This is a genomic window from Mesorhizobium ciceri biovar biserrulae WSM1271 (assembly GCF_000185905.1).
Classification (GTDB): Bacteria; Pseudomonadota; Alphaproteobacteria; order Rhizobiales; family Rhizobiaceae; genus Mesorhizobium; species Mesorhizobium ciceri.
The window spans coordinates 1,387,549-1,410,919 of sequence record NC_014923.1 but is presented as its reverse complement, the minus strand read 5'-3'; the positions used below and the strand labels follow the sequence as shown (position 1 = coordinate 1,410,919).

Sequence of the window (23,371 nt, the reverse complement as noted above, 5' to 3'; positions counted from 1 at the left end):
GAATCTAGCGGCTGACTTGTGTGTCCGACCCGATATAGGCGATGCGCAGCATGTTGGTTGAACCCGGTGTCCGCAGCGGTACGCCCGCGGTGATGATGACGCGGTCGCCCGGCTTGCCGAAGCCTTCGTCGAAGGCGATGCGGCAGGCGCGGTTGACCATGTCGTCGAGGTCGACGGCGTCGGGCGAGACAACGCAATGCGTGCCCCACAAAAGCGACAGCCGCCGCGCCGTGTTGAGGATCGGCGACAGCGCGATAACAGGCACTTGCGGCCGCTCGCGGGCGGCGCGCAGGCCCGTGGTGCCTGATGCGGTGTAGGTGATGATCGCCGACAGCTTCAGCGTTTCGGCGATCTCGCGCGCGGCCAGCGAAATGGCGTCGGCGCCGGTCGCTTCCGGCTCGGAGCGCTGGGCGTTGATGATGCCGGCATAGGTCGGATCGGTCTCGACCTTGGTGGCGATACGGTTCATCATTGCCACGGCCTCGACGGGATAGGCACCCGCCGCCGATTCCGCCGACAGCATGATGGCATCGGCGCCTTCGAAGACGGCGATCGAAACATCGGACACCTCGGCGCGGGTCGGCACCGGTGCCGTGATCATCGATTCCAGCATCTGCGTTGCAACCACCACCGGCTTGCCGGCGCGGCGTGCGGCGCGCGTGATCTGCTTCTGGATACCGGGCACCGCCTCGAGCGGCATCTCGACGCCGAGATCGCCGCGGGCGACCATCAGCGCGTCGGACAGTTCGATGATTTCGGCCAGCCGGGCGACAGCCTGCGGCTTCTCGATCTTGGCCATGATCAGCGCCCGGCCGCGTGCGATCTTGCGCGCTTCGGCCAGATCCTCCGGCCGTTGCACGAAGGACAGCGCCACCCAGTCGACACCCGTGGCCAGCACGGCATCGAGGTCCTTGCGGTCCTTCTCGGTCAACGCGCCGACCGGCAGGTCGGTGTCAGGCAGGCTGACGCCCTTCTTGTCGGAAATCGTGGTGCCGGCGACGACGGTGCAGACGATCGACTTGCCGTCGCTCTTCACCGCCTTCAGCTCGAGCTTGCCATCGTCGATCAGCAGGCGATGGCCGGCTTCGACCGAGCTCAGGATTTCCGGATGCGGCAGATAGACCCTGGTCGAAGTGCCGGGCTCGGGATTGTCGTCGAGCGTGAAGGTCTGGCCTTGCGTCAGCACTTCCTTGCCGTTGGCGAACTTGCCGACGCGCAGCTTTGGCCCTTGCAGATCGGCGAGGATGCCGATCGGCCTGCCAACGGCTTCCTCGACAGCGCGGATGCGTCCGACCAGCGTGCGCATCAGTTCATGGTCGGTATGGCTCATATTGATGCGGAACACATCGGCGCCCGCTTCGAACAGTTTCTTCAGCATCTCCTCCGAGGAGGAGGCAGGACCGATGGTGGCTAGGATCTTGACCTTGCGGCTACGTCTCATTGACTGTTTGTTCCCGGGGTGGCTGGAGCGCCTCCCGTTGTGGACTCATCGGTCAGCTGGACCATCCAGCTTGCCTGTTCGCCCGTGTCATATTCCTGGAATCCGGCGCGCTGAAAGCCCCGGGCGACGCAGTCGGTTACGCCTGCGATCTTGAACTCTTTTTCAGCCACGCACATGTTGATCGGGCCGTCCCAGCGTCCACCGCGTTCGGCGTCTTCTGCATAAAGATAGTAAAACCTTGATGACAGCGGCCCTTCGATCAGCGTCTTGCAGCTCGATCCCTCGATGTGCCACCAGCCTTCGGTGATCCAGCCGGCCTTGGCGCGATAGCCGATGCCGACACCGACCAGGTTCTGCGTGGCGTTGCAGACGCGGAAATCGGCACGCGCCGGCGAAGCCACGACCATGGCCGACAGGCCGATGGCAAGAGTGAGGAGCGGCATGGCAAAGGCAGAGCGCATGCGCTGCCCGCCGGCGGAACTCATCCGAAAACCCCTCAAAAACCACATCAGCATCTCTCTGCGCCCCTTTTCGGAAAAGTCCGGGCGCATGTCAACGCACCGTTTTGTCCAATTCCAATCGATTTAGAAAGGCTCCGGCGCACAATTCGCCGACTTGTGCCAGATTTCCCGGGAAACCTTGGCCAAACAACGGCATTGCGCAAGCGTCGTCTTCGTGGAATGACGATAGCATCCTCCCCGGAAGCCAGCGAACAGACCATTTCCCGCCAATGACCCGATCCACAGTTTTCGCGCCTTTCGAGATCATCGAGGGCGACCGCAAGCGAGGCATCGTGCTGTTGGGCGATCATGCCCGTCGCGACCTGCCCGACGACTATGGCAGCCTCGGCCTGCCCTCAGCGGAGTTCGACCGCCACATCGCCTATGACATCGGCGTCGAGGGCGTGACGCGCGAACTGGCTGCCCTGCTCGGCGTGCCAGCGGTGCTCGCCAATTTTTCGCGGCTGCTGATCGATCCCAATCGCGGCGAAGACGACCCGACGCTCATTCGCCAGCTTTATGACGGCACTGTCGTACCTGGGAATTACCCCATCGCTGCCGAGGAGCGCGAGAGGCGGCTCGACGGGTTCTACCGGCCCTATCACGACGCCGTCAACGCCATGATCGCCTCGGTCGCACAGGCTTCCGCCCAGGCGCCCTTCATCTTCTCGGTGCATTCCTTCACCCCGGCCATGCAAGGAATCCAGCGTCCTTGGCACGTCGGCATCCTGTGGGACCTCGACGACCGCGTGGCGCGGCCGTTGATAGACATGCTGGCGCAGGACAGGAACCTCGTCGTCGGCGACAACGAACCCTATGACGGCGCGCTGCGCGGCGACACCATGTACAAGCACGCCATCGTCAACGGCTTCGCCCATGCGCTGATCGAGATCCGACAGGATTTGATATCGGACCAGAAGGGCGCGCTCGCCTGGGCCGAACGGCTGGCGCCGATCGTTGACGCCATCGACCGCCGTCCCGATATACATGTGGTGAAGATGTTCGGCTCGCGCACCGGGCCGCTATGACGGAGGTTTCGATGACCGAACTCAGCGACGAGCAGCAACGCGATTTCGAGGCGGCCGCCTTCCGCCGGCTGGTCGAGCATCTGCGCGAACGCAACGACGTGCAGAACATCGACCTGATGAACCTCGCCGGCTTCTGCCGCAACTGCCTGTCGAACTGGTATCGCGAGGCAGCCAATGCCGAGGGCGTCGATCTCACCAAGGATCAGTCGCGCGAGATCGTCTACGGCATGCCCTATGCGCAATGGCAGGCGCTCAACCAGACCGAGGCCTCCGACGCCAAGAAGGCCGAATTCGAGGCAAGGCGCCCCAAGGACCATTAAGGCCGGCGATCACTCAAGGCTGTGTTTGGCTCAAAAAATGCTTCCCGAAAGAGCCTTGACTGAAAATTGAATCGATCTAATTTGCCGCGCGAAGCCATTTCTTGCGGGATTCGCCTCATGAACGCGTCAACTGCCAAGCTGACTGCCATTCGCGGCCGATGGGCGCTCGCGGCCATTTTCCTCGCCAACGGCTTCCTGACGGGCAGCTGGGCGCCGCAGATTCCGGTGTTCCTGACCCGGCTGGAGATTTCGAAGTTCACGCTCGGTCTGCTGATTCTCTTGTTTGGGGTCGGCGCCGTCGTCGCGATGACCTGGTGTGGCCATTTGATCTCCAGACATGGTTCGCGCACCGTACTGCGTTGGTTCGCGCTGTGCGGCAGCCTCGGTCTCATGGTCGTGGCGCTGGCGCCCGACGTACCCTTGGCGGCCGTTGCCATGATCATCTTCGGCGGCTCGATCGGTGGCATGGACGTTGCGATGAATGCCAACGCCGTGGTGGTCGAACGGCGGCTCTCCCGCGCCGTCATGTCGTCTTCGCACGGCTTCTGGAGTCTCGGCGGTTTTGCCGGTGGCGGCCTCGGCGGCTTTGCCATCCAGCATTACGGCCACCTCGTCCACGCGGCGGCAGTAACGGCGTTTGCCTTCGCGGTGATCGCGGTGGCCGTTCGCCATCTCCTCGCCGAAGACAGACCGCAGGCGGCCGAGCACCACAAATTCGCACTGCCGGCAAACCCGCTGGTTTATCTGATCGGGCTGATGGCGTTGCTGGCGATGATCTCCGAGGGCGCGGTGCTCGACTGGGCAGCCCTGTATCTGCGCCAGGAGCTCGGCGCCGATCTCGCTGTCGCCGGCCTCGCCTACGCCGGATTTTCAGGCGTCATGGCGGTTACGCGGTTCTTCGGCGACGGCATACGCAATCGCTTCGGCGCGGTGACGACGCTACGCGCGTCGGCCCTCGTAGCCGCGGTCGGCATGCTGGTGGCTGGCCTGGCGCCCTCGCCCTGGCTCGTCATTGCAGCCTTTGCCTTTTGCGGCTTCGGCATCGCCAATATGGTGCCGATCATCTTTTCGGCCGGCGGCAACCAGGAAGGCATGTCTTCCGGCACCGGCATGAGCGTGGTCACAACGATCGGATACTGCGGCATACTGGTGGCGCCGTCGGCGATCGGCTTCGTTGCCGAGCATTCCAGCTTCGGCCCGATCTTCATCACCATGTCGGGACTGCTGATCATCGTGTTGCTGATGGCCGGGCTCGCTCACCGCGCCGAATTCGCGCCAGCACCCGCCGAATAGCGTTTCAGCTCCTCGTGAAGGAAATCCACCACACGGCGGATGCGCACGCTGGTACGCACGTCGCGATGCATCGCCAGCCACACCGGCAGAACTGGCAGCGGCAGGTCAGGCAGCACCTTCTCAATCAAAGGATCCCTGTCGGCCAGCGGCTCCTGGCCAAGACCAATGCCGTTTCCCGCCCGCACCGCTTCCCACAAAACGATCTGGTTGTCGGCCCTGAAGCGGAAGCTGCTCCGGGTGACGGGGATGCCGTGCCGGGTAAAACCCCTGATGATCTCGTCGCCGCGGTCGAAGCCGACCAGATCGTGGTCGACAAGATCGGCAGGCTTCAGCGGACGGCCGCGCCTGTCGAGATAGGATTTGGCCGCGCAGGCGCAGAGCTCGATGTCGCAGACCTTGCGTGCCATCAGCTCGTTCTGCGCCGGCTTGACCATGCGGATGGCGATGTCGGCATCTCGACGCAGCAGGTTCTCGACCTGATTGGAGGCGACGATCTCGACCTCGATGCCGGGCTCCTCGATCCCCAGCCGCATCGTCATCTCAGGCAGGACATAGGCCGCCACGACCTCGCTGGCGGCGATACGCACCGTGCCTTCGATAGCCTCAACCGAACCCAGTGCCAGGAGTGAGAAGGCGCTTGCCTGCTCGCTGACCGCCTTGCCGCGTTCCAACAGCGTGCTGCCGGCCTCCGTCAGTTCGTAGCCGTGCCGTCCTCGACGGAACAGCGTGACGCCCAGCGCCTGTTCCAACTCGCCGATGTGACGGCCAAGCGTCGGCTGGCTGGCCGAAAGCTTCCGCGCGGCAGCCGACAGGCTGCCGGATTCCGCCACGGTGACAAAGCTCTTGATCAGGTTCCAGTCGATTTCTGTCATTCATTTATGAATATCAGAACGCCATCTGTAGTCAATTTCCATTCGCATTCGGAGCGACCATATTCCAGCTGCAGACACCAACACGGACTGCAAACACCAACCAGGAGAACTCAGATGACCAAGATCGCTCTCACCACCGCCGCTATCCTCACTTCCATCAGCGCCGCTTTTGCCGGCAGCGACAAGTTTGGTTCGAACGACGCCAGCCAGCCGGCTGCCGCCAGCACCGACGACACGACCACCGCTTCGATTCACAACCCCGATGCGGCCATCCGGAAGCCGGTCACACAGGGCAGCAACCGCGATCTCTTCGGCAGCCGCTGATCCCGATCGCGCTTGCCGCTGATCTCGATCGCCCGACCGACCACCTAAATCCCAACCAGGAGTGCTTCCAATGACCAAGATCGCAATTCTCGGTGCCGGTGGCCGGCTCGGCCGCGTGGTCGCCAAGGCCTTCATCGACGCGGGCTACGAGGTCCGCGCCGTCACCCGCAACGGCAAGGTGCCGGCCGAACTCAAGGGCGCCACGGCCGTTGCCGGTGACGCTCTCGACCGCGAGGCCCTCATCCGCGCCACGCAAGGTGTCGATATCGTCTTCAACGGCCTCAACCCGATCTACACCGACTGGGGCAAATGCCTGCCGATGGCGCAGAATGTCATGGCCGCCTGCCATGCGAACGGCGCACTGCATCTCTTCCCCGGCACCGTTTACAATTACGGCTCGCCGATGCCGGCGGTGATATCGGAAGACACACCCTTCCACCCGACCACGCAAAAGGGCCGCATCCGCTGCGCCATGGAGGAATTGTTTCGTCGCGAGGCCGACGCGGGCCGCGTCCGCACCATTCTTCTGCGGGCCGGCGATTTCTTCGGCGGCACCGGCAGCGGATCATGGTTCGACCTGATCGTCGCCGCCAAGATCAACAAAGGTATCTACACCGCGCCTGGCCCGGTCGACCTCGTGCATGAATGGGCCTATCTGCCTGACTTCGCTATGGGCTTCGTCGCGCTGGCGCGCAATCTGGACAAGCTCGGCTTCTATGAAGCGCTGAACTTTCCGGGCCACGCCGTCACCGATCTGCAGATCAAGGCCGCTGCCGAGAAGGCTATTGGTCGTCCGCTCAAGATGACTTCGATGCCCTGGTGGGTGCTGCGCGCTGGCAGCCCGTTCGTGGCGATGTGGCGCGAGATCGTCTCCATGTCCTACCTGCGCTTCGAGCCGCATCAGCTGGCTTCGATACGGCTGGAAGGCATCGTCGGCGAGATCCCGCACACGCCGTTGGATCAGGCGGTTGCTGAAGCTCTTGGCGATATCGGCATTGCCACCGTGGATGGCGTTGCGAAAGCTGCCTGACTTCCGCGATCACGGGCGCCGCCCCTCCGCACACTGAACAATCTCCCACGAGAGGGCGCCTCAGAGCCGTCCCATCAACAGCAACACCATGAGCACCACCAGCACGACGCCGACAATACCCGACGGCCCATAACCCCAGGAGCGCGAATGCGGCCAGGCCGGCACCGCGCCGATGAGGACAAGGATCAGGACGATGATGACGATGGTGGTGATCGGCATGAGAAGCCCTCGCTTCGACGTTTCGCTCAGAGACAATGCAGAGGCCGCCCGGTTGTTCCGGGCGGCCTCTGCCGGTCAAATCGGCGATGGGGTCTATTCGGCGGCTTTCGGAAAGGCGATTTCCGGTTCGTCGCCTGCTTCCTGGCCAGGCCTGTCGGTCGGCGAAACCGTTCCCTTGCCGCGCCGGAACAGCCGGCGGAAAAACGCATAGAAGCGGCTGTTCTTGCTGCGCGTGAAAATCATCAGCATCGACGGCGTCACCACCAGCGTCAGCAAGGTGGCGAAGGACAGGCCGAAGACGATCGCCGAGGACAGCGAAATCCACCATTGCGTCGACGGCGCGTTGATCGTCGTCTCGTGATGGAAGATTTCCAGCCCAAGGCCGAAGGCGATCGGCAACACGCCGAGGATCGCCGACACCGCCGTCAGCACCACCGGCCGGGCGCGCTCGCGGCAGGTCTGCAGCACCGCGTCCATCTTGTCCCAGCCTTCTTCGCGCAGCCGGTCATAGGTGTCGATCAGCACGATGTTGTTGTTCACCACCACGCCGGCCAGAGCGATGACGCCAATGCCCGACATGACGATGCCGAAGGTCTCGCCTGTGATCAGCAGCCCCAGGAACACGCCAACCGTCGCCATGACCACGCAGGACAGCACCATCAGCACGCTGGTGAATTTGTTGAACTGCATCAGCAGCACCAGGAAGATCAGGAAGATCGCCGCCCCGAAGGCCTTGCCAAGGAAGGCGCTGGCCTCGGCGCTGTCTTCGTTCGAGCCGGCCAGCTTCCAACGTATGCCGCTGCCGAGATCCATCTCGGAGACGGCCTTGGTGACCTCCGCCTGCACGGCCGCGACCTGGGCGCCTGCGGCAACGTTTGCCTGGACGACCACCGTGCGCGCGCCGTCGATACGGTTGAGGATACCAACCGTCGGCTCCGGCTTGCGCACGACGAAATTCGAGATCGGCACCGAGCCTTGCGAGGTCTGCACCCTGAGCTCGTCGAGCGTCGACAGCGTGCGCCGGTCTTCCGGCAGACGCAGCCTGATGTCGACGGCGTCGTCGGCGCCGGCAGGCCGGTATTCCGAAAGCTTCAGCCCGTTGGTCACCAGTTGCACCACTGTGCCGACAGCGGTTGGGCTGATGCCATATTGCGCTGCCTTGGCACGGTCGACCTCGAGCGCCCAGTCGACGCCGGGGGGCGGGAGGCCGTCGGAAATGTCGATGACGCCAGGCACCTTGCCGATGCGTGCCGCAACCGCGCGCGCTTTGTCGTCGAGCCCCTTGGGGTCGACGGCCGAAAGCCTGATCTGGATCGGCTTGCCGGTCGGCGGACCGGCCTCCGGCACGCGCACCTCGACATCGACGCCGGGAATGCCGGCCATGACGCCCCGCAAATCGTTCAGGATCTGGTTCGCCGACTTGCGCTCGCGCCAATCTATGAATTCGTACTGGATGACGCCGACGACGTCTTCAGGGACATCCTGGCCGCCGCCTTGTGTCTTGCCGACGCGGGTGTAGACCGACTTGATGCCGGGCCAGCCGAGCATCCTGTTTTCGGCAATCTTGGTCGCCGTATCCATTTCGGCCAGCGAAAGGTTGCCGCGCGCGTGCACGTAGAGCAGGCCGTAGTCGGGCTCGACACTGGGGAAGAATTCAACACCGGCGCCATATTTCGAATAGGCAAAGCCGACGCCGAACAGCAGAGCGACCGTCAGCAAAACCACCGTAATCGGAAACCGCACCGCCTGCTTGACGATCGCCATGTACCAGCCGTCGCGATTATCATCCTCATGATGCTCCGGCGCCTTGGCGAAGATCGCCCCCAGCGTCGGCGCGAACACCAGCGCATAGAGCATCGAGGCCGATAGCGTGACGATCAGGGTGATCGGCATGTACTTCATGAAGTCGCCGATGATGCCCGGCCAGAACAGCAGTGGCGAGAAGGCGGCTATGCGCGTCATCGTCGCGGCAATGACCGGACCGGCCATGCGCTTGGCGGCCAATGCGAAGGCTTCCGCCTTCGGCATGCCTTCGCTCATCCGCCGTTCGGCGAACTCGGTGACGATGATGGCATCGTCGACCAGCATGCCGACAGCCAGGATCAGGCTGAACAGCACGATCATGTTGATCGTGTAGCCCATCATCGCCAGCAGCAGGATGCCGATCAGGAAAGACGACGGAATGGCCAGGCCGATCAGCAGCGAGGCACGACCCGACAGCGCGTAGAGGATGACGATGAACACCAGGATGACGGCGATCATGACGTGGTTCTGCAGATCGCCGAGCAACTGGTTGACGAAGACCGACTTGTCCTGCGTGTAGGTGACGTTCATGCCTTGCGGCATCGTCTTGACGTAGGCGTCGGACACCTCCCTCACCTTGGCGAGCGTGTCGATCAGATTGGCGCCGATGCGCTTCTTGACTTCGATGGCGATGGCCGGCTTGCCATTGAGGCGCGTGATCGTCGTGGCATCGGCGAAGGTCGAGCGGATCGTCGCGATGTCCTTGGCCTGCACCACGGCATTGGGGCCGGCGACCACGGGCAAGGCCGCCACGTCCTCGGGCGTCTCGATCAGTGACGGCACCTTGACGGCGTATTTGCCTTCCGAGCCTTCGATATTGCCGGCGGCGACCAGACTGTTGGAGGCCCCGACAGCGCCGATCAGCTGATCGAGTTGCAACCCGTAGGACGACAGTTTCATCGGATCGATGACGACTTCGACAAGATCGTCGCGCGAACCCTGCAACGAGCCCTCCAGGACGCCTGGCACTTCCTCGATACGGTCGCGCAGTTCGCGCGCGGCGGCGGTCAGCACGCGTTCGGGCAATTCGCCCGACAGGGTGACGACGAGGACGGGGAATTCGGAAATGTTGACTTCGGTAACGACCGGCTCTTCGGCCGCCTGCGGCAGGTCGGCCTTGCCGTCCTGCACCTTGGAGCGCGTGTCCTGCAAGGCCGTCGCCAGATTTGTCTGCGGCTGGAACTCGACCAGCACATAGCCGCCGCCCTGGAAGGCGGCCGAGCGCATTTCCTTGAGGCCTTTCAGGCTCTTCAGCTTGCTTTCCATCGGCCGCAGCAGAAGGCGCTCCGAATCCTCAGGCGAAATGCCCTGATAGATCAGGCTGATATACATCATCGGAATCGGAACGTCGGGCTCGGCTTCCTTCGGCGTCGACTGATAGGCGACCCAGCCGGCGAGCAGAAGGAAGACGAGGACCGAAATGGTCAGGCGGGCATTGTTGATTGCGAGTCTGACGATATCCATGGCTAACGCCTGTTCTTGAATTTCACGAGCTGCGTCGCAGCCAAGTGTCCCCGCCCGGGGTCTGTCCGCCGTACCCCATGCTACTGCGTGCCGGCGGTCGCTTCGCCCAGCAGTTTCTGGATGGTTGCCTGGTCGGCTTCGACCGGCTTGACCTCATCGCCTTCCTTCACCAGTTCCTGGCCGGCAACGATGATGCGCGCATCGGCAGGGATGCCGCCAAGCACCAAGCCGGTCGGCGTGTCGTCGACGAGGTCGATGGGGAAGAACGCAACCTTGTTGTCCTTGCCGACGGCACGGATGCCGAGGTCGCCCTTGTCGCCGAGCGTCACCACCGAGCGCGGCAGCAGCACCGCATCGGTCGGCAGCGCGCTGAGTGCGATTTCCGCCGTCATGCCGGCCGGCACGGAGCCGTCGGCATTGGGGACGGCAACCTCGACGCGGAAGGTGCGGGTCGCCGAAGAGGCGTCGCGGCTGATGTAGCGCACGGTGCCTTCGACGGTCTGGCCGCTGACCAGCCGTATGGTGGCCTTGTCCCCGAGTTTCAGGTAGCCGAGATCGCGCTCGCTGACTTCGCCGCGGGCAATCACCGGATCGAGCTTGAGGATGGTTGCCACCTCGCCGCCCTGCATGATGGAACTGCCAAGTTCCACCGGCACCCGGTCGATAACGCCGTCGAAGGGCGCCTTCACCTCGTTGCGGTCGAGTTCGGCCTGTGCCGTTTCCAGTTGCGACTGCGCCGAGGTCAGGTTCGAGCGCGCGGTATCGAGCTGCAGCTTCGGCAGATTGCCGGTCTTCATCAGCCGCAAGGCTGCGTCCAACTCGGCCTGGCGCTGCACCACCAACTGCTTTGCATTGTCGACCATCGAGATCTTTTCTTCCGCCGCAAGCATCAGCACCAGATCCCCCGTCTTGACGTGATCGCCTTGCTTGACAGGCAGCTTGTCGATGACACCGGCGACGCGCGTCGCCAGCACCGCCCGCTTGTCGGCTTCGGTCAGCCCGGAAATGCGGATGGCGCGTGCATAGGTCTTGCGTGGCGGCGTCACCACCGCAACGGTGCGCAGCGGTGCCTTCGGCTCGGCTTCAGCCGTCTTCGGCTTGGCCGCGTCCGGCGCCTTGGCCTGTTCGGCTCCGGCTGCCTTGGCTTTGTTGGCGGCTACGCTGCCGACCGACGAAAACTCGCCTGTCGCCATCCACGCCGCGAAACCAATGAGCACAACAATGGCTGCAAGCTTGTGAAACCTGATTCTCGGCATCGTCGTTGTTTTCCACTGCGGGTTCGGCCAGCGTCCTCATAACGCGGGCGCGTCGCCGATATGGGTGCGCGCCAAGCCGTGTTCAATTTGCCGTGATCGGCGAAGCGCGCTTCTACATCAAAGTTGCACCGCAATATAGTCTGAAAGTTGCAAGATCATTGCCCCGGCGGACAAGATGCGCCCGCCGCGGCCCAGTCTTCGATCGCTTGATAGGTCGCTTCGGCAGAGCCCGGAGCCGGTTCACGATCCGGCCCCGGCGCCCAGCCCCAGGCGACCAATCTGTCGTCGCGAACATGCAGCGCGATGTCCTTCAAGCTGCGGTTGCCATTGCGCAGGGGATCCTTGATCTGGGCGCAGATTTCGGCCGAGGATTTGCCGAACCAGGCCATCTCGGCCGGCGCCAGATGCCAGTTCTCGGCCCCGGGCGGCCCGTGCAATGCATTGGAATTGCTGGAGAAATGGCAAGTCGTGCAGCGCAGGCCCGGATTGCCGAAGCCCGACCCGTCAGCACCGCGCTGGACATTGAAGGCGTGAACGCGCGTACCGCGATAGTGCGCACCCGACCATCGCGGCCGGTCGTCCGCGACATGACAGTCGGCGCAGCGCGGATGCGAGAACACCGCATAAACCTTGTCCCATTCGGACAGGCCTTTCGCCGCGTCGACGGTCGCCGGCGCCGGCGTCTGGCTCTCTTGCGCAATCGCAAACGGCGCTGCGAGCACGAGCATGGCAGCAGGCGTCAGCATGATGAGGAGCTTCTTCATGCGAAGGCCACCGTTTTCGACAGCGGCAGCGTGCGGATGCGCTTTCCGGTGAGCGCGAAGATGGCGTTGGCGAGTGCTGGAGCCGCCGGCGGTGTGCCGATCTCGCCGACGCCGCCCATCTTGTGGAAATTTTCCAGGATGGCGACTTCGAAGACCGGGCACTGGAAGATCCGCATGGCATCGAAATCGTGGAAGTTCGACTGTTCGACCATGCCGTCGGCGAAGGTGATTTCCTGACCCATCGCCGCCGAAAGGCCGTAGATGGCGGCGGAAATCAACTGCGCCTCGATGATGCCGGGATCGAGCGCGGTGCCGACATCGGCGGCGATCCAAACCTTCTCGATGCGGATGCCGGCCGGCGTGTCCGCCACCTGAACGATCTCGCCGACCCAACTGCCGAAGGACAGCGTGAAGGCCATGCCCTTGGCCTTGCCGGCGGGCAGCGCCTCGCCCCATTTCGCCATCGCGGCGACTTTCTCGACCACCTTCACCGCCGAGGGATAGGCGGCCATCAGTCTCTTGCGCATCTCGACCGGATCGATTTTTCCGGCGACCGCGATCTCGTCCATGAAGCCCTCATGGAAGAAGCCGTTGACCGAACTGCCGACCGAACGCCAGGAGCCGACAGGGATGGAGACCGGCGCCGCGATACCCCTGACCCGATAATTCGGGATCGTGTAGGGCTGGTCATAGGCGCCGTCGACAATGGTCTTGTCGGGACCGAGCGGCGATACCGAGGGGAACAGCCGGCGCAGCGTACCGGCAATCACCGATGGCGAGGCCATCTTCATGTCGACCGCGATCGGCATGCCATCGTCACCGAGCCGCGCCTGGAACTTGCCGATAGCAGCCGGCCGATAGGCGTCGTGCCGCATGTCTTCTTCACGCGTCCAGGTCACCTTGATCGGGCGTCCGCCCGTCTCCTTCGCCATCAGCGCGGCACACAGCGCGTAGTCCATCTCGACGCGCCGGCCGAAACCGCCGCCCATGAAGGTGGTGTGCACATTGATCTTGTCCTGCTCGATGCCGACCGCGTTGGCGCAAAGCTGCCGCACCAGGGTCGGCGCCTGGTTGCCGCACCAGATGTCGAGCGCACCGTCCCTGAACTGTGCCGTGGCGTTCATCGGCTCCATCGTCGCATGCGCCAGATAGGGCACGGCATAGTCTGCCTCGATGATGCTTTCGCGCGGCGCGTCGGCAAAGGCGGTTTCGACATCGCCATTGTCGCGCATCACCGACCCCTTGGTGGCAAGCGCCTGCTTCAGCACATCTGAAATGGCGGCGCTGCTGAGCGGATATTCAGGATCGGACCACTGGGCGTCGATCGCCTCGGCCGCCTTGAATGCTGCCCATGTATTATTCGCGATGATACCGAAGCCATGGCCGTAATTCGTCTCGAGCGGCACGATCTTGATCACCCCAGGCATTTTCTCGGCTTTGGAGAGGTCCGCCTTGACCGGCTTCGACCAGAAGCGCGGGCTCATCTTGACCGTGCCGTAGACCATCTCCGGCAGCCGGACATCGATGCCGAAGATCGGCGCCCCGGTGAGCTTTGCCAGCATGTCGATGCGCTTCTGCGGCTTTCCCAGCAGCTTCCAGTCGGCCCGGTCCTTGAGCCTGACTTCGGCCGGCCGCGCCATCGCGGCGGCAGCAGCGGCGACCGCGCCGTAGGTCAGCGATTTGCCCGACGCCTTGTGCAGGATCGAACCGTCGGCCGTTTCCAGATCGGCCGCCGCGACACCCAGTTTTTGCGCTGCCGCTGCGACCAGCATCTGCCGGGCAGCGGCACCCGCTTGCCGCATCTTGTCAAAACCGTCGCGTGTCGAAGCCGAACCGCCGGTGCCCTGCAGGGCAAGGAATTTGCCGACCACACCGAGACCGGAACGCACCGCCTGCGCGGTCATGCTTTCATCGAAGAAGGCGAACGGACCGCCCTCCTCGAGGATCGCGGCGTTGTAGTAGGCATGGGATGCCGGTCCATGCTCGACCATGACCCGGTCGAGCCCGACGTCGAGTTCCTCTGCGACCATGGCCGCAAGCGTCGTCGAAATGCCTTGCCCCATCTCGGCGCGCGGCGCGACGATGGTGATGGTGTTGTCGGCGCCGATTTTCACATAAGGGTTGAACGTCGCCTCGCCCTTGCCAAGCTCGGCCTCGAGCGGGTTCGGGAACGGCTTGCGATAGTAGTAATAGCCGACGGCAACGCCGCCAGCGACAGCGGCAGCGCCGATCAGAAACGTGCGGCGGGCGATCTTTCCGACACTGGCCATGGTCAGAGCCCCGCCGTCTTGAGCGCCGCGGCCTTTTTGATGGCCGAGCGGATTTTGGGATAGGTGCCGCAGCGGCAGAGATTGCCGCCCATGGCGTTGTCGATGTCGGCATCGCTTGGGTCGGCGACTTCATCGAGCAGCGCCACCGCGCTCATGATCTGGCCGGCCTGGCAGTAGCCGCATTGCGCGACCTGTTCCTCCAGCCATGCCTGCTGCACCGGATGCAGTCCGCCTGCCGTGCCGATGCCTTCAATAGTCGTGACAGCGCCGCTGACCTGCCCAACTGGGAGTGAGCAGGAACGCACCGGCTGACCGTCGACATGCACGGTGCAGGCGCCGCACGCGGCGATGCCGCAGCCGAATTTTGGCCCTGTCTTGCCAATGAGATCGCGCAGTGCCCACAGCAGCGGCATGTCCGGATCGGCGTCGATATCGAATGACTGACCGTCGACGGTGAGGCGCATGGGATACCCTTTGTTGTCGTCCACTGCCAAGGGCGAAGCGGCCTCCCGGCCGTTTCGCTCCGATACAGATTGACAAATTTCGTCATTTTGTCAATTAGGATTTTGCAGGATAGAATTGCTCTATGAACCAGATCGAAGACACCGCCACCGCCGATCCCAAACGCGTCCGTATTCTGGATGGCGCGATGAAGGTGTTTTTGGCCTATGGCTTCTCGCGCACCACCATGGACGACATTGCCCGTGCCGCCGACATGTCGCGCCCGGCGCTCTATCTCCTGTTCAAGAACAAGACCGACATTTTCCGCGCCATCGCCATGATGATCCTGTCGCGCTCGGTCGAGGCGGCAAGGTTTGCCCTTTCCGGCGACGGCCCTTTCACCGAGCGCATGATGCGAGCCATCGATGAGGCCTTTATCTCGATGATGAGCGCGGTCGTTGCCTCGCCGCACGGCGCCGAATTGCTGGACATGAAATCGAGCCTTGGCGATCTGGTGGGCTGCTGGCGCGGCGGGCTTGGCCAACACATCGGCGCCGCGATAGAGGGCGAGGCAGCCAGGAACGGCGTCGATCTGGCGGCCAGGGGCCTGTCGGCGCAACTGCTTGCCGACATGCTGCTCGACGGGCTGGAAGGCATGAAGGCGCGGATCAGAGATCCGGAAGGGCAGCGGCAGGCAGCCGCTGCCCTGATCAGGGTGATCGACCTGACCTTGAAAGCATGATTGCGGACCAATCGATGCACATCGATTGGTCGCTCAGGCGCGCCGGCGCTCTGCCTCCGGGTTCTTGCGGGCCGCAAGAAATTCCTTGACCCGCCGGCCGGGTGCCGGACCGCGCACCGGCTTGTAGCCGTCATCCAGTTCGCCGGAGAGATCGAGCGTCGGTCGCTTGCCGACGGCGTCGTAATTCTCTTCCAGCCAGTCGCTGGCGGCGGTGCGGCCGAGATCTCTGAGGTAGGTCAGAAACGCCCATTCGGCGTTGACCTTCGAGGACGCCGACAGGTCCTTGAACGCCTCGTCGGCATCGATGCGGTGCATGCGGATGTCGCGGTACTCGCCATGTGGCAGACGGCCGGCGGCGATCAGCTCCTTGACGAAGGCAATCGAGCGGAATTCGCGCAGCAACCCGGCGTTGAAGGTGATCTCGTCGATGCGGTTCTGGATCTCGTTGGCGCTTCTTGGTGTTCCCTCGCGCACCACCGGATTGATCTGCACCAGAAGCACGTCCTCGGTCGCAGCCGTCTTGAAGAACGGATAAAGCGCCGGATTGCCGCCATAGCCGCCATCCCAATAGGGCACGCCCTTGATCTCGACGGCGCGGAACAATTGCGGCAGGCAGGCCGAGGCCATCACCGTATCGAGGTCGATCTCCCCGTCGGAAAAGACGCGCAACTGTCCGGTCTCGACATTGGTCGCCGAGATGAACAGTTCCATCGACTTGCAGGCGCGGACGTTCTCGAAATCGATCTCCTGCTGCACCACGTCGCGCAGCGGATTGAGGCCGAGTGGGTTGGCGACATAGGGCGAGAACACCCGCGACATGGTGTCGAAGAAGAGATAGCCGGGCGTGTTCTCGATCGACCAGTTGCCCCAGGCGACGTCCCACGGCATGCGCTGCACCGGGCTGAACCGCCCCTTGGCCGCCACCGCGCGCCAGAAATCGTCAAGTTTTTGCCGCGCGCCTTCGACACCGCCGCGCACATATCCGTCGGCCAGCGCCACCGCGTTCATGGCGCCGGCGCTGGTGCCGGACACTGCTGATATCTCCAGCCGTCCGTCCTCCAGCAGCCGGTCGAGCACACCCCAGGAAAAGGCCCCGTGCGAGCCGCCGCCCTGAAGCGCTACGTTGATCTTCTTCGTCTCCTCCGCCTTGCCGTTCTTGGTCATGGCGTCGTCCTTGATCTGTCCCTTTGGGTGGATAAGAGAGTTTTGCGCCTCACGCGGCGGTCCAGCCGCCGTCGACCGAGAGATGCGTGCCGTTGACCTGCGCTGCCGTGTCCGAGCACAGGAACACCGCCGCTGCCGCGATCTGCTCCACCGTGACGAATTCCTTGGTCGGCTGCTTGTCCAGCATGACCTCACGGATGACGGTCTCGCGGTCCATCTGATGGGCTTTCATCTGGTCGGGGATCTGCGCCTCGACCAGCGGCGTCAGCACATAGCCGGGGCAGATGGCGTTGCAGGTGATTTTTTCGCGCGCCAGTTCGAGCGCAACGGTTTTGGTCAATCCCATGATGCCGTGCTTGGCCGAGACATAGGCCGATTTGAACGGCGACGCGACCAGGCCATGCGCCGAGGCGATGTTGACGATCCGGCCGCCGCCGGCCTTTTTCATCAGCGGGATGGCGGCCGCGATGGTGTGGAACGCCGACGACAGGTTGATGGCAATGATGGCGTCCCATTTCTCGATCGGGAACTCTTCCACCGGCGCGACATGCTGGATGCCTGCATTGTTGACGAGAATATCGACCGAACCGAATGTCTCGGCCGCCTTGGCGATCAGCGCCCGGCATTCGGCCGGCTTCGACATGTCGGCCTTGATATAGGCCGTCTTCGCCTTGTGCTGTCTGGCGATCGCGTCAGCGACGGCGTGGTCGGCAGCCGTGTCGGAGAAGGAGTTGACGACGACATTATGGCCTTCGGCCGCCAGCGCCTGGGCGATGGCCAGGCCAATGCCCGATGTGGAGCCGGTGATGACTGCGGTTTTTCTGGCGGCCAAGGTCGAAATCCTCTGGTTGCGGCAAGAGCGATCTTATGTTGCAGTGCAGCATATATGCTCAATGCGAAGCAATAACAGCGGCCAGAATTTTTCGACGAGATGAAATTTTCGTCATGAGCGGCCACACGGCCGCTCACCAGGAGGATCTGATCGGATCGGTGTCGCTCGCCAGGCGCCGAAAGAACCTCAGGCGACCAGGTCCGGCACCGGCCCGACATAGCGCGACTGCGGTCGGATCAGCCGTCCAGTCGTCTGCTGTTCACGCGCATGCGCGATCCAGCCGGCCACGCGCCCGGCGGCAAAGACATTGCTGAAAGCTTGCGGCGGAAAGCCCGCCGCTTGCAGCACCAGCGCGGTGTAGAACTCGACATTGGTCTGCAGCGAACGCTGCGGCTTGGCGATCCTAAGCACCTCGAGCGCCGTTTGCTCGACGGTCTCCGCAAAGGCCAGCCGGCGACCGGTTTCGCCCTCGCCGCCGAGTTGCCGCACGACGGCCTTCAGCACATCGGCGCGCGGATCGCGCACACGGTAGATGCGATGGCCGAACCCCATGATGCGCCTGCCCTGCGCGATCTCGTTGCGCAGCCAGCCGGCGGCATCGCCATGCGCCTGGATTGCATCCAGCATCTCGATGACGGGGCCAGGCGCGCCACCATGCAGCGGCCCTTTGAGCGCGCCAAGCCCGGCCAGCACAGAGGATGTCAGGCCGGCCTGCGTGGAGGCGACCACGCGCGTCGCAAAGGTCGATGCGTTGAGGCCGTGGTCGCAGACGGTCACCAGATAGGTGTCGAGCGCTTTTGTGAGCGCCGGCGAGGCGACGCGGCCGCTCAGCATCCTCAGCATGTCGGCGGCATGATCGGTGCGGCTGTCCGGCGCGATCGGCGCCTCGCCGCGCCGCAGGCGCAGCAGCGCCGGCGTCAGCACGGCGGGCGCCGCGATCAGCAGCAAGGCGTCGGTCAAGGTCTCGCCATCCGGCAACTGCGCCATGCCGGCGCGCATGGCGCTGTAGACATCGAGCGGCGCCAGCGAAGTCAGCGAGGGCAAGAGCCGTTCGAACACGTCCGCACGCGCCTGTCCCAGCGCCCGCGTCAGTTGCGCATCATCGGGAAGGTCGTTGAAGAAGCCGTCGAGCAGCAGCCTAACCACCTGGGCATAGTTCCAACGGCCGGCCAGTTCCGGCAGCGAATGACCTCGGATCGTCAGACGGCCGCCAAGACCATCCACATCGGAAAGCACGGTTTCCGCCGCCACCACATCATCGAGCCCATTCGCCATAGCCTGTCTCCTTGAAGCATTTCCGGATCGGAGATAGAGATGAGCAACGTTTCCATCAATCTTGATCAATAGAATCAATATCAGGGCTCGATATGTCCGAGTGGTTGTCCCGGGAAGAGGCGCTGGAGAGACTCAAGGTGCGGGCGCAGACGCTGTACGCCTATGTCAGCCGTGGGCGCATCGGCATGCGGCCCGACCGCGCCGATCCGCGCCGCAGCCAGTACCGCGCTGACGATATCGCCGCACTGGCGACCCGCCGGGCGCGCGGCCGCAGCCCGTCAGTCATCGCCGAAAGCGCCATCGCCTGGGGCGAGCCCTCGATCGTAACGGCGATTTCGACCGTCTCGCACGGTCGGCTCATCTATCGCGGGCAGGACGCCGCAGTGCTCTCCGGGCACGCCACACTGGAAGAAGCCGCCGCCGTTCTCTGGGCTCTGCCGAAACCGGTGGCTTTCGAAGCAGCGTCGCCGGACGCACCCCATCAAGCTGGCCGAGCCTCGGCCTTTGCGCAACTTGCCGTGCTTGCCGGCCAGGGGCGCCCGTCGCTCGGGCGCAGCGCCGCCTCGCTGCATGCCGATGCCGCGCACGCGGTCGGCGTGCTGGCCGCCGCGCTGGGCGCACCGGCGGGGTCAAATCCCGTCCATCAGCGGCTTGCGCAGGACTGGTCGGTGGATGCCGGCCGCGCCGATGCGATCCGCCGTGCGCTTGTCCTGCTTGCCGATCATGAACTGAATGCGTCGACCTTCGCCGCGCGCGTCGCAGCCTCGACCGGCGCGCCGCTGGCCGCTTGCCTGCTGGCAGGGCTCGCGACGCTGTCAGGCCCGCGCCATGGCGGCGCCGGCGAGGCGGTGATGCAACTGGCGGAGGATGCGGCGCGGCATGGCGCCGATGCGACGATCCGGCGCTGGCTCAGCCATGACCGGCCGCTGCCGGGGTTCGGTCATCAGCTCTATCCTGACGGCGACCCCCGCGGGGCGGCGCTGCTGTCGGTGATCGAGGTTGACGGCACACTATCGTCGCTGCGCGACGCTGCCTTTGCGGCGACCGGCGCGCTTCCCAACATCGACTTTGGGCTGGCCGCGCTGACGCGCAGCCTAGGCTTGCCGCGCGATGCACCGTTCCGCCTGTTCGCGCTCGCACGCAGCGTCGGCTGGGCCGCGCACACGGTCGAACAGATGACAAGCGGAAGTGTCATCCGGCCGCGCGGCCGCTATGAGGGCGTGCTGGTGTAAGGCCGCAAGAACGCCAGGCGCTCAGGACATCGTGTCGAGCTTGCGCTGCATGGCCGCGATCTGGTCCTTCAGTTCCTGAAGATCGTCGGGCTTGTCAGGCGTTTCCTTCCTGGCCGGCTCGGGCGACGTCGCAGCGGCTGGCGTGGAGCCCGCAGGCGGGAACGGCGTGAACAGCCGCATCGCATTCTGGAACATTTCCATGTTGCGGCGTGTCTGTTCCTCCAGCGCCTTGATCGGCGTGGTGATCTTCATCATGTCGAGCGGCGACTTGCCGAGCGCCCCCTTCATCTGCTCGCGAAAGCGCTCCTGCTCCTTGGAAAAGGCAAGCATCGACTGTTCGAGGAAGCTCGGCACGATCATCTGCATCTGGTCACCGTAATAAGCGATGAGCTGGCGCAGGAACGGGATCGGCAGCATGTTCTGCCCGTCCTTGTTCTCCAGTTCGAAGATGATCTGGGTCAGCACCGGATGCGTGATGTCGTCGCCGGTCTTGGCGTCCTGGACGGTGAACTCCTCGCCCTTCTTGACCATCTCGGCGAGGTCCTCGAGCGTCACATAGGTGCTGGTGCCGGTGTTGTAGAGGCGGCGATTGGCGTATTTCTTGATGATGATCGGATCGTCTTTAGCGGCCATCTACATCCTCCCGGGGACACCGGCGCGCCTCTGAGTAAGCCGCCGATAACGATTGTGCCTTTTTTGAGGATATGCGCAAAAGCCTCACAATTCCAAGCAGTTTGTGCAGTGCGGGATCACTAAATGCTGCATGGCAGGCAAAATATGCTGCGCAGCAATGGACGAATGGCCGCCATGGCAAGGCATGGCCTGCTTGCGGCGCATGGGCGCCATGCCCATTTCCGGTTTGACTTGGGGTTGGGAAAGGGCAAGAAAAGTCCCCAACGACAGAACAACACCCTTGAAGTCTGGAGAAGAAAATGTCCGCTTCCATCGTCATTGCCAGTGCGGCGCGCACGCCGGTCGGGTCCTTCAACGGCGCCTTCGCCGCCACCCCGGCGCATGAGCTCGGGGCCGTCGTCATCAGGGAATTGCTGTCACGCGCCGGCGTCGAACCAGGCGAGGTCGACGAGGTCATCCTCGGCCAGGTGCTGACCGCCGCGCAAGGCCAGAACCCGGCCCGCCAGGCATCGATCAATGCCGGCCTGCCCAAGGAAACCACCGCCTGGGGCCTCAATCAGGTTTGCGGCTCGGGCCTGCGCGCCATCGCGCTCGGCATGCAGCAGATCGCCATCGGCGATGCCAGGGTGATCATCGCCGGAGGCCAGGAATCGATGTCGCTTTCGACGCATGCCCAGCACCTGCGCGCCGGCGTCAAGATGGGCGACTTCAAGCTGATCGACACCATGATCAAGGACGGGCTGTGGGACGCCTTCAACGGTTACCACATGGGCAACACAGCCGAAAACGTCGCGCGTCAGTTCCAGATCACCCGCGAAGACCAGGACCAGTTCGCGCTCGCCTCGCAAAACAAGGCCGAGGCCGCGCAGAAGGCCGGCAAGTTCAAGGACGAGATCGTCGCCGTCACCATCAAGGGCAAGAAGGGCGACACCATCGTCGACCAGGACGAATACATCCGCCACGGCGCCACGATCGACGCCATGACCAAGCTGAAACCGGCTTTCGACAAGGACGGCACGGTGACCGCCGCCAACGCCTCCGGCATCAATGACGGCGCCGCCGGCGCGCTGCTGATGAGCGAAGCGGAAGCGGTGAGGCGCGGCATCACCCCGCTGGCGCGCATCGTGTCCTGGGCAACCGCCGGCGTCGATCCGCAGATCATGGGCACCGGACCCATTCCCGCCTCGCGCAAGGCCTTGGAAAAGGCCGGCTGGTCGGTCGGCGATCTCGACCTGGTCGAGGCCAACGAAGCCTTTGCGGCGCAGGCCTGCGCCGTCAACAAGGACATGGGCTGGGATCCCTCGATCGTCAACGTCAATGGCGGCGCCATCGCCATCGGCCACCCGATCGGTGCGTCCGGCGCTCGCGTCTTCAACACGCTGGTCTTCGAAATGCGCCGGCGCGGCGCCAAGAAGGGTCTCGCTACCCTGTGCATCGGCGGCGGCATGGGCGTCGCCATGTGTGTCGAAGCACTCTGAAGAAAGTCACTAAAAGGGCGGCGTGCATGCATGTCGCCCAAAAGTGCGCAGCGGTTTTGGGAACACCGACATGCATAAAACCAAACATCTGAAGCGCATCGCCTGAATCTACCTCAGCGCGACGCGCTTTAGCCGCCCGTTCTGTATCCAGTGCCTGCCAAGCCCGACAACAGGGCGATATCAAAAAAGGGGAAATGCATGACCAAGGTAGCAATCGTCACAGGCGGATCGCGCGGCATCGGCGCGGCGATCTCGATCGCATTGAAGACCGTCGGCTATTCGGTTGCGGCGAACTATGCCGGCAATGATGCCGCAGCGGCGAAATTCAAGGCTGAGACCGGCATTCCGGTCTACAAATGGTCGGTCGCCGACTATGATGCCTGCGCCGCCGGCATCAAGCAGGTCGAGGCCGATCTCGGCCCGGTCTCGGTGCTGGTCAACAATGCCGGCATCACCCGCGACGCCATGTTCCACAAGATCACGCGTGAGCAGTGGAAAGAGGTCATCGACACCAACCTGTCCGGCGTCTTCAACATGACGCATCCGCTGTGGAGCGGGATGCGCGACCGCAAGTTCGGCCGCATCATCACCATCTCCTCGATCAACGGCCAGAAGGGCCAGGCCGGCCAGGTCAACTATTCCGCCGCCAAGGCCGGCGATATCGGTTTCAGCAAGGCTCTCGCCCAAGAGGGGGCTCGCGCCGGCATCACTGTCAACGTCATCTGTCCCGGCTATATCGCCACCGAGATGGTCAAGGCGATCGACGAGAAGGTGCTCAACGAGCGCATCATTCCCCAGATTCCTGTCGGCCGCCTCGGTGAGCCCGAGGAAATCGCGCGCTGCGTCGTCTTCCTCGCATCCGAAGATGCCGGCTTCATCACCGGCTCGACCATCACGGCCAATGGCGGCCAGTATTTCGCCTGACGACGGCGATGTAGGCGCAGAGATCGACGGGCCGGCGCGCCGGCCCGTTTTCGTTGGCGCCATGGT

Annotated in this window: 23 protein-coding genes; 9 read left to right on the top strand and 14 right to left on the bottom strand. The window is 63.8% G+C overall.

The window, feature by feature from the left end:
- Positions 1-4: 4 nt before the first annotated feature.
- The gene (gene pyk, locus MESCI_RS06730) at positions 5-1,441 is read right to left on the bottom strand and encodes a pyruvate kinase (protein ID WP_013529204.1); all 1,437 of its coding nucleotides are present in this window, start codon (positions 1,439-1,441) and stop codon (positions 5-7) included.
- Positions 1,438-1,926: a DUF1036 domain-containing protein gene (locus MESCI_RS06725; protein WP_013529203.1), complete on the bottom strand. Its 489-nt coding sequence runs from the start codon at positions 1,924-1,926 to the stop codon at positions 1,438-1,440. The genes pyk and MESCI_RS06725 overlap by 4 nt, the downstream gene beginning before the upstream one ends.
- 245 nt (positions 1,927-2,171) lie before the next feature.
- On the opposite strand from MESCI_RS06725, the gene MESCI_RS06720 reads away from it, so the two are divergent.
- From MESCI_RS06720 to MESCI_RS06710, 3 genes are all read left to right on the top strand, one after another.
- Positions 2,172-2,969: an N-formylglutamate amidohydrolase gene (locus MESCI_RS06720; RefSeq protein WP_013529202.1), complete on the top strand. Its 798-nt coding sequence runs from the start codon at positions 2,172-2,174 to the stop codon at positions 2,967-2,969.
- 11 nt (positions 2,970-2,980) lie between these two features.
- Entirely contained in the window at positions 2,981-3,289 is a 309-nt protein-coding gene (locus MESCI_RS06715) for a DUF1244 domain-containing protein (RefSeq protein WP_013529201.1), read from the top strand.
- A 117-nt stretch (positions 3,290-3,406) separates the two neighbouring features.
- Entirely contained in the window at positions 3,407-4,582 is a 1,176-nt protein-coding gene (locus tag MESCI_RS06710) for an MFS transporter (RefSeq protein WP_013529200.1), read from the top strand.
- On the opposite strand, the gene MESCI_RS06705 is transcribed toward MESCI_RS06710, so the two are convergent.
- The gene (locus MESCI_RS06705; RefSeq protein ID WP_013529199.1) at positions 4,546-5,454 is read right to left on the bottom strand and encodes a LysR family transcriptional regulator; all 909 of its coding nucleotides are present in this window, start codon (positions 5,452-5,454) and stop codon (positions 4,546-4,548) included. The two genes, MESCI_RS06710 and MESCI_RS06705, sit on opposite strands and share 37 nt — an antisense overlap.
- Before the next feature lie 114 nt (positions 5,455-5,568).
- Here MESCI_RS06705 and MESCI_RS06700 point away from each other — a divergent pair, with 114 nt between their 5' ends.
- On the top strand, positions 5,569-5,778 hold the full coding sequence (locus MESCI_RS06700) for a DUF680 domain-containing protein (RefSeq protein ID WP_013529198.1): 210 nt from the start codon (positions 5,569-5,571) through the stop codon (positions 5,776-5,778).
- A 70-nt stretch (positions 5,779-5,848) separates the two neighbouring features.
- Complete coding sequence (locus MESCI_RS06695; RefSeq protein WP_013529197.1) at positions 5,849-6,808, top strand: SDR family oxidoreductase; 960 nt, start codon at positions 5,849-5,851, stop codon at positions 6,806-6,808.
- A 60-nt stretch (positions 6,809-6,868) separates the two neighbouring features.
- On the opposite strand, the gene MESCI_RS06690 is transcribed toward MESCI_RS06695, so the two are convergent.
- The 6 genes from MESCI_RS06690 to MESCI_RS06665 form a co-directional block, all read right to left on the bottom strand.
- The gene (locus tag MESCI_RS06690; RefSeq protein WP_013529196.1) at positions 6,869-7,027 is read right to left on the bottom strand and encodes a DUF3309 family protein; all 159 of its coding nucleotides are present in this window, start codon (positions 7,025-7,027) and stop codon (positions 6,869-6,871) included.
- A 93-nt stretch (positions 7,028-7,120) separates the two neighbouring features.
- Positions 7,121-10,294: an efflux RND transporter permease subunit gene (locus MESCI_RS06685; protein WP_013529195.1), complete on the bottom strand. Its 3,174-nt coding sequence runs from the start codon at positions 10,292-10,294 to the stop codon at positions 7,121-7,123.
- An 80-nt stretch (positions 10,295-10,374) separates the two neighbouring features.
- Complete coding sequence (locus MESCI_RS06680) at positions 10,375-11,550, bottom strand: efflux RND transporter periplasmic adaptor subunit (protein ID WP_013529194.1); 1,176 nt, start codon at positions 11,548-11,550, stop codon at positions 10,375-10,377.
- Positions 11,551-11,705: 155 nt separating this feature from the next.
- A complete protein-coding gene (locus MESCI_RS06675) occupies positions 11,706-12,314 on the bottom strand; it encodes a hypothetical protein (protein WP_013529193.1) in 609 nt (202 codons plus the stop codon).
- Positions 12,311-14,584 carry a xanthine dehydrogenase family protein molybdopterin-binding subunit gene (locus MESCI_RS06670; protein ID WP_013529192.1) on the bottom strand — a complete coding sequence of 758 codons (2,274 nt, stop codon included), beginning with the start codon at positions 14,582-14,584 and terminating at the stop codon, positions 12,311-12,313. Before MESCI_RS06670 ends, MESCI_RS06675 begins: the two co-directional genes overlap by 4 nt.
- A 2-nt stretch (positions 14,585-14,586) precedes the next feature.
- Positions 14,587-15,048 (bottom strand): (2Fe-2S)-binding protein, encoded by a 462-nt coding sequence (locus MESCI_RS06665; protein WP_013529191.1) that lies wholly within the window; start codon positions 15,046-15,048, stop codon positions 14,587-14,589.
- 122 nt (positions 15,049-15,170) lie between these two features.
- Here MESCI_RS06665 and MESCI_RS06660 point away from each other — a divergent pair, with 122 nt between their 5' ends.
- A complete protein-coding gene (locus MESCI_RS06660; protein WP_013529190.1) occupies positions 15,171-15,767 on the top strand; it encodes a TetR/AcrR family transcriptional regulator in 597 nt (198 codons plus the stop codon).
- Positions 15,768-15,800: 33 nt separating this feature from the next.
- Here the strand turns inward: MESCI_RS06660 and MESCI_RS06655 are convergent, their stop codons facing one another.
- The 3 genes from MESCI_RS06655 to MESCI_RS06645 all read right to left on the bottom strand — a co-directional run bounded on the left by MESCI_RS06655 (position 15,801) and on the right by MESCI_RS06645 (position 19,038).
- Positions 15,801-16,931 carry a patatin-like phospholipase family protein gene (locus MESCI_RS06655; RefSeq protein WP_013529189.1) on the bottom strand — a complete coding sequence of 377 codons (1,131 nt, stop codon included), beginning with the start codon at positions 16,929-16,931 and terminating at the stop codon, positions 15,801-15,803.
- A gap of 49 nt (positions 16,932-16,980) precedes the next feature.
- Positions 16,981-17,763, bottom strand: a complete 783-nt coding sequence (locus MESCI_RS06650; RefSeq protein WP_013529188.1) for a 3-hydroxybutyrate dehydrogenase — start codon at positions 17,761-17,763, stop codon at positions 16,981-16,983.
- 186 nt (positions 17,764-17,949) lie between these two features.
- A complete protein-coding gene (locus tag MESCI_RS06645; protein WP_013529187.1) occupies positions 17,950-19,038 on the bottom strand; it encodes a citrate synthase/methylcitrate synthase in 1,089 nt (362 codons plus the stop codon).
- 92 nt (positions 19,039-19,130) lie between these two features.
- On the opposite strand from MESCI_RS06645, the gene MESCI_RS06640 reads away from it, so the two are divergent.
- Entirely contained in the window at positions 19,131-20,270 is a 1,140-nt protein-coding gene (locus tag MESCI_RS06640; protein ID WP_013529186.1) for a citrate synthase, read from the top strand.
- A gap of 21 nt (positions 20,271-20,291) precedes the next feature.
- Here MESCI_RS06640 and phaR read toward each other — a convergent pair whose 3' ends face one another.
- Together phaR and MESCI_RS33035 are read right to left on the bottom strand one after the other, a co-directional pair.
- Entirely contained in the window at positions 20,292-20,903 is a 612-nt protein-coding gene (gene phaR / locus MESCI_RS06635) for a polyhydroxyalkanoate synthesis repressor PhaR (RefSeq protein ID WP_013529185.1), read from the bottom strand.
- 84 nt (positions 20,904-20,987) lie between these two features.
- The gene (locus MESCI_RS33035; protein ID WP_255337222.1) at positions 20,988-21,116 is read right to left on the bottom strand and encodes a hypothetical protein; all 129 of its coding nucleotides are present in this window, start codon (positions 21,114-21,116) and stop codon (positions 20,988-20,990) included.
- Positions 21,117-21,202: 86 nt separating this feature from the next.
- Here MESCI_RS33035 and MESCI_RS06630 point away from each other — a divergent pair, with 86 nt between their 5' ends.
- On the top strand, positions 21,203-22,381 hold the full coding sequence (locus MESCI_RS06630; RefSeq protein ID WP_013529184.1) for an acetyl-CoA C-acetyltransferase: 1,179 nt from the start codon (positions 21,203-21,205) through the stop codon (positions 22,379-22,381).
- Positions 22,382-22,579: 198 nt separating this feature from the next.
- Positions 22,580-23,305 (top strand): acetoacetyl-CoA reductase, encoded by a 726-nt coding sequence (gene phbB / locus MESCI_RS06625; RefSeq protein ID WP_013529183.1) that lies wholly within the window; start codon positions 22,580-22,582, stop codon positions 23,303-23,305.
- The last annotated feature ends 66 nt before the right edge of the window (positions 23,306-23,371 follow it).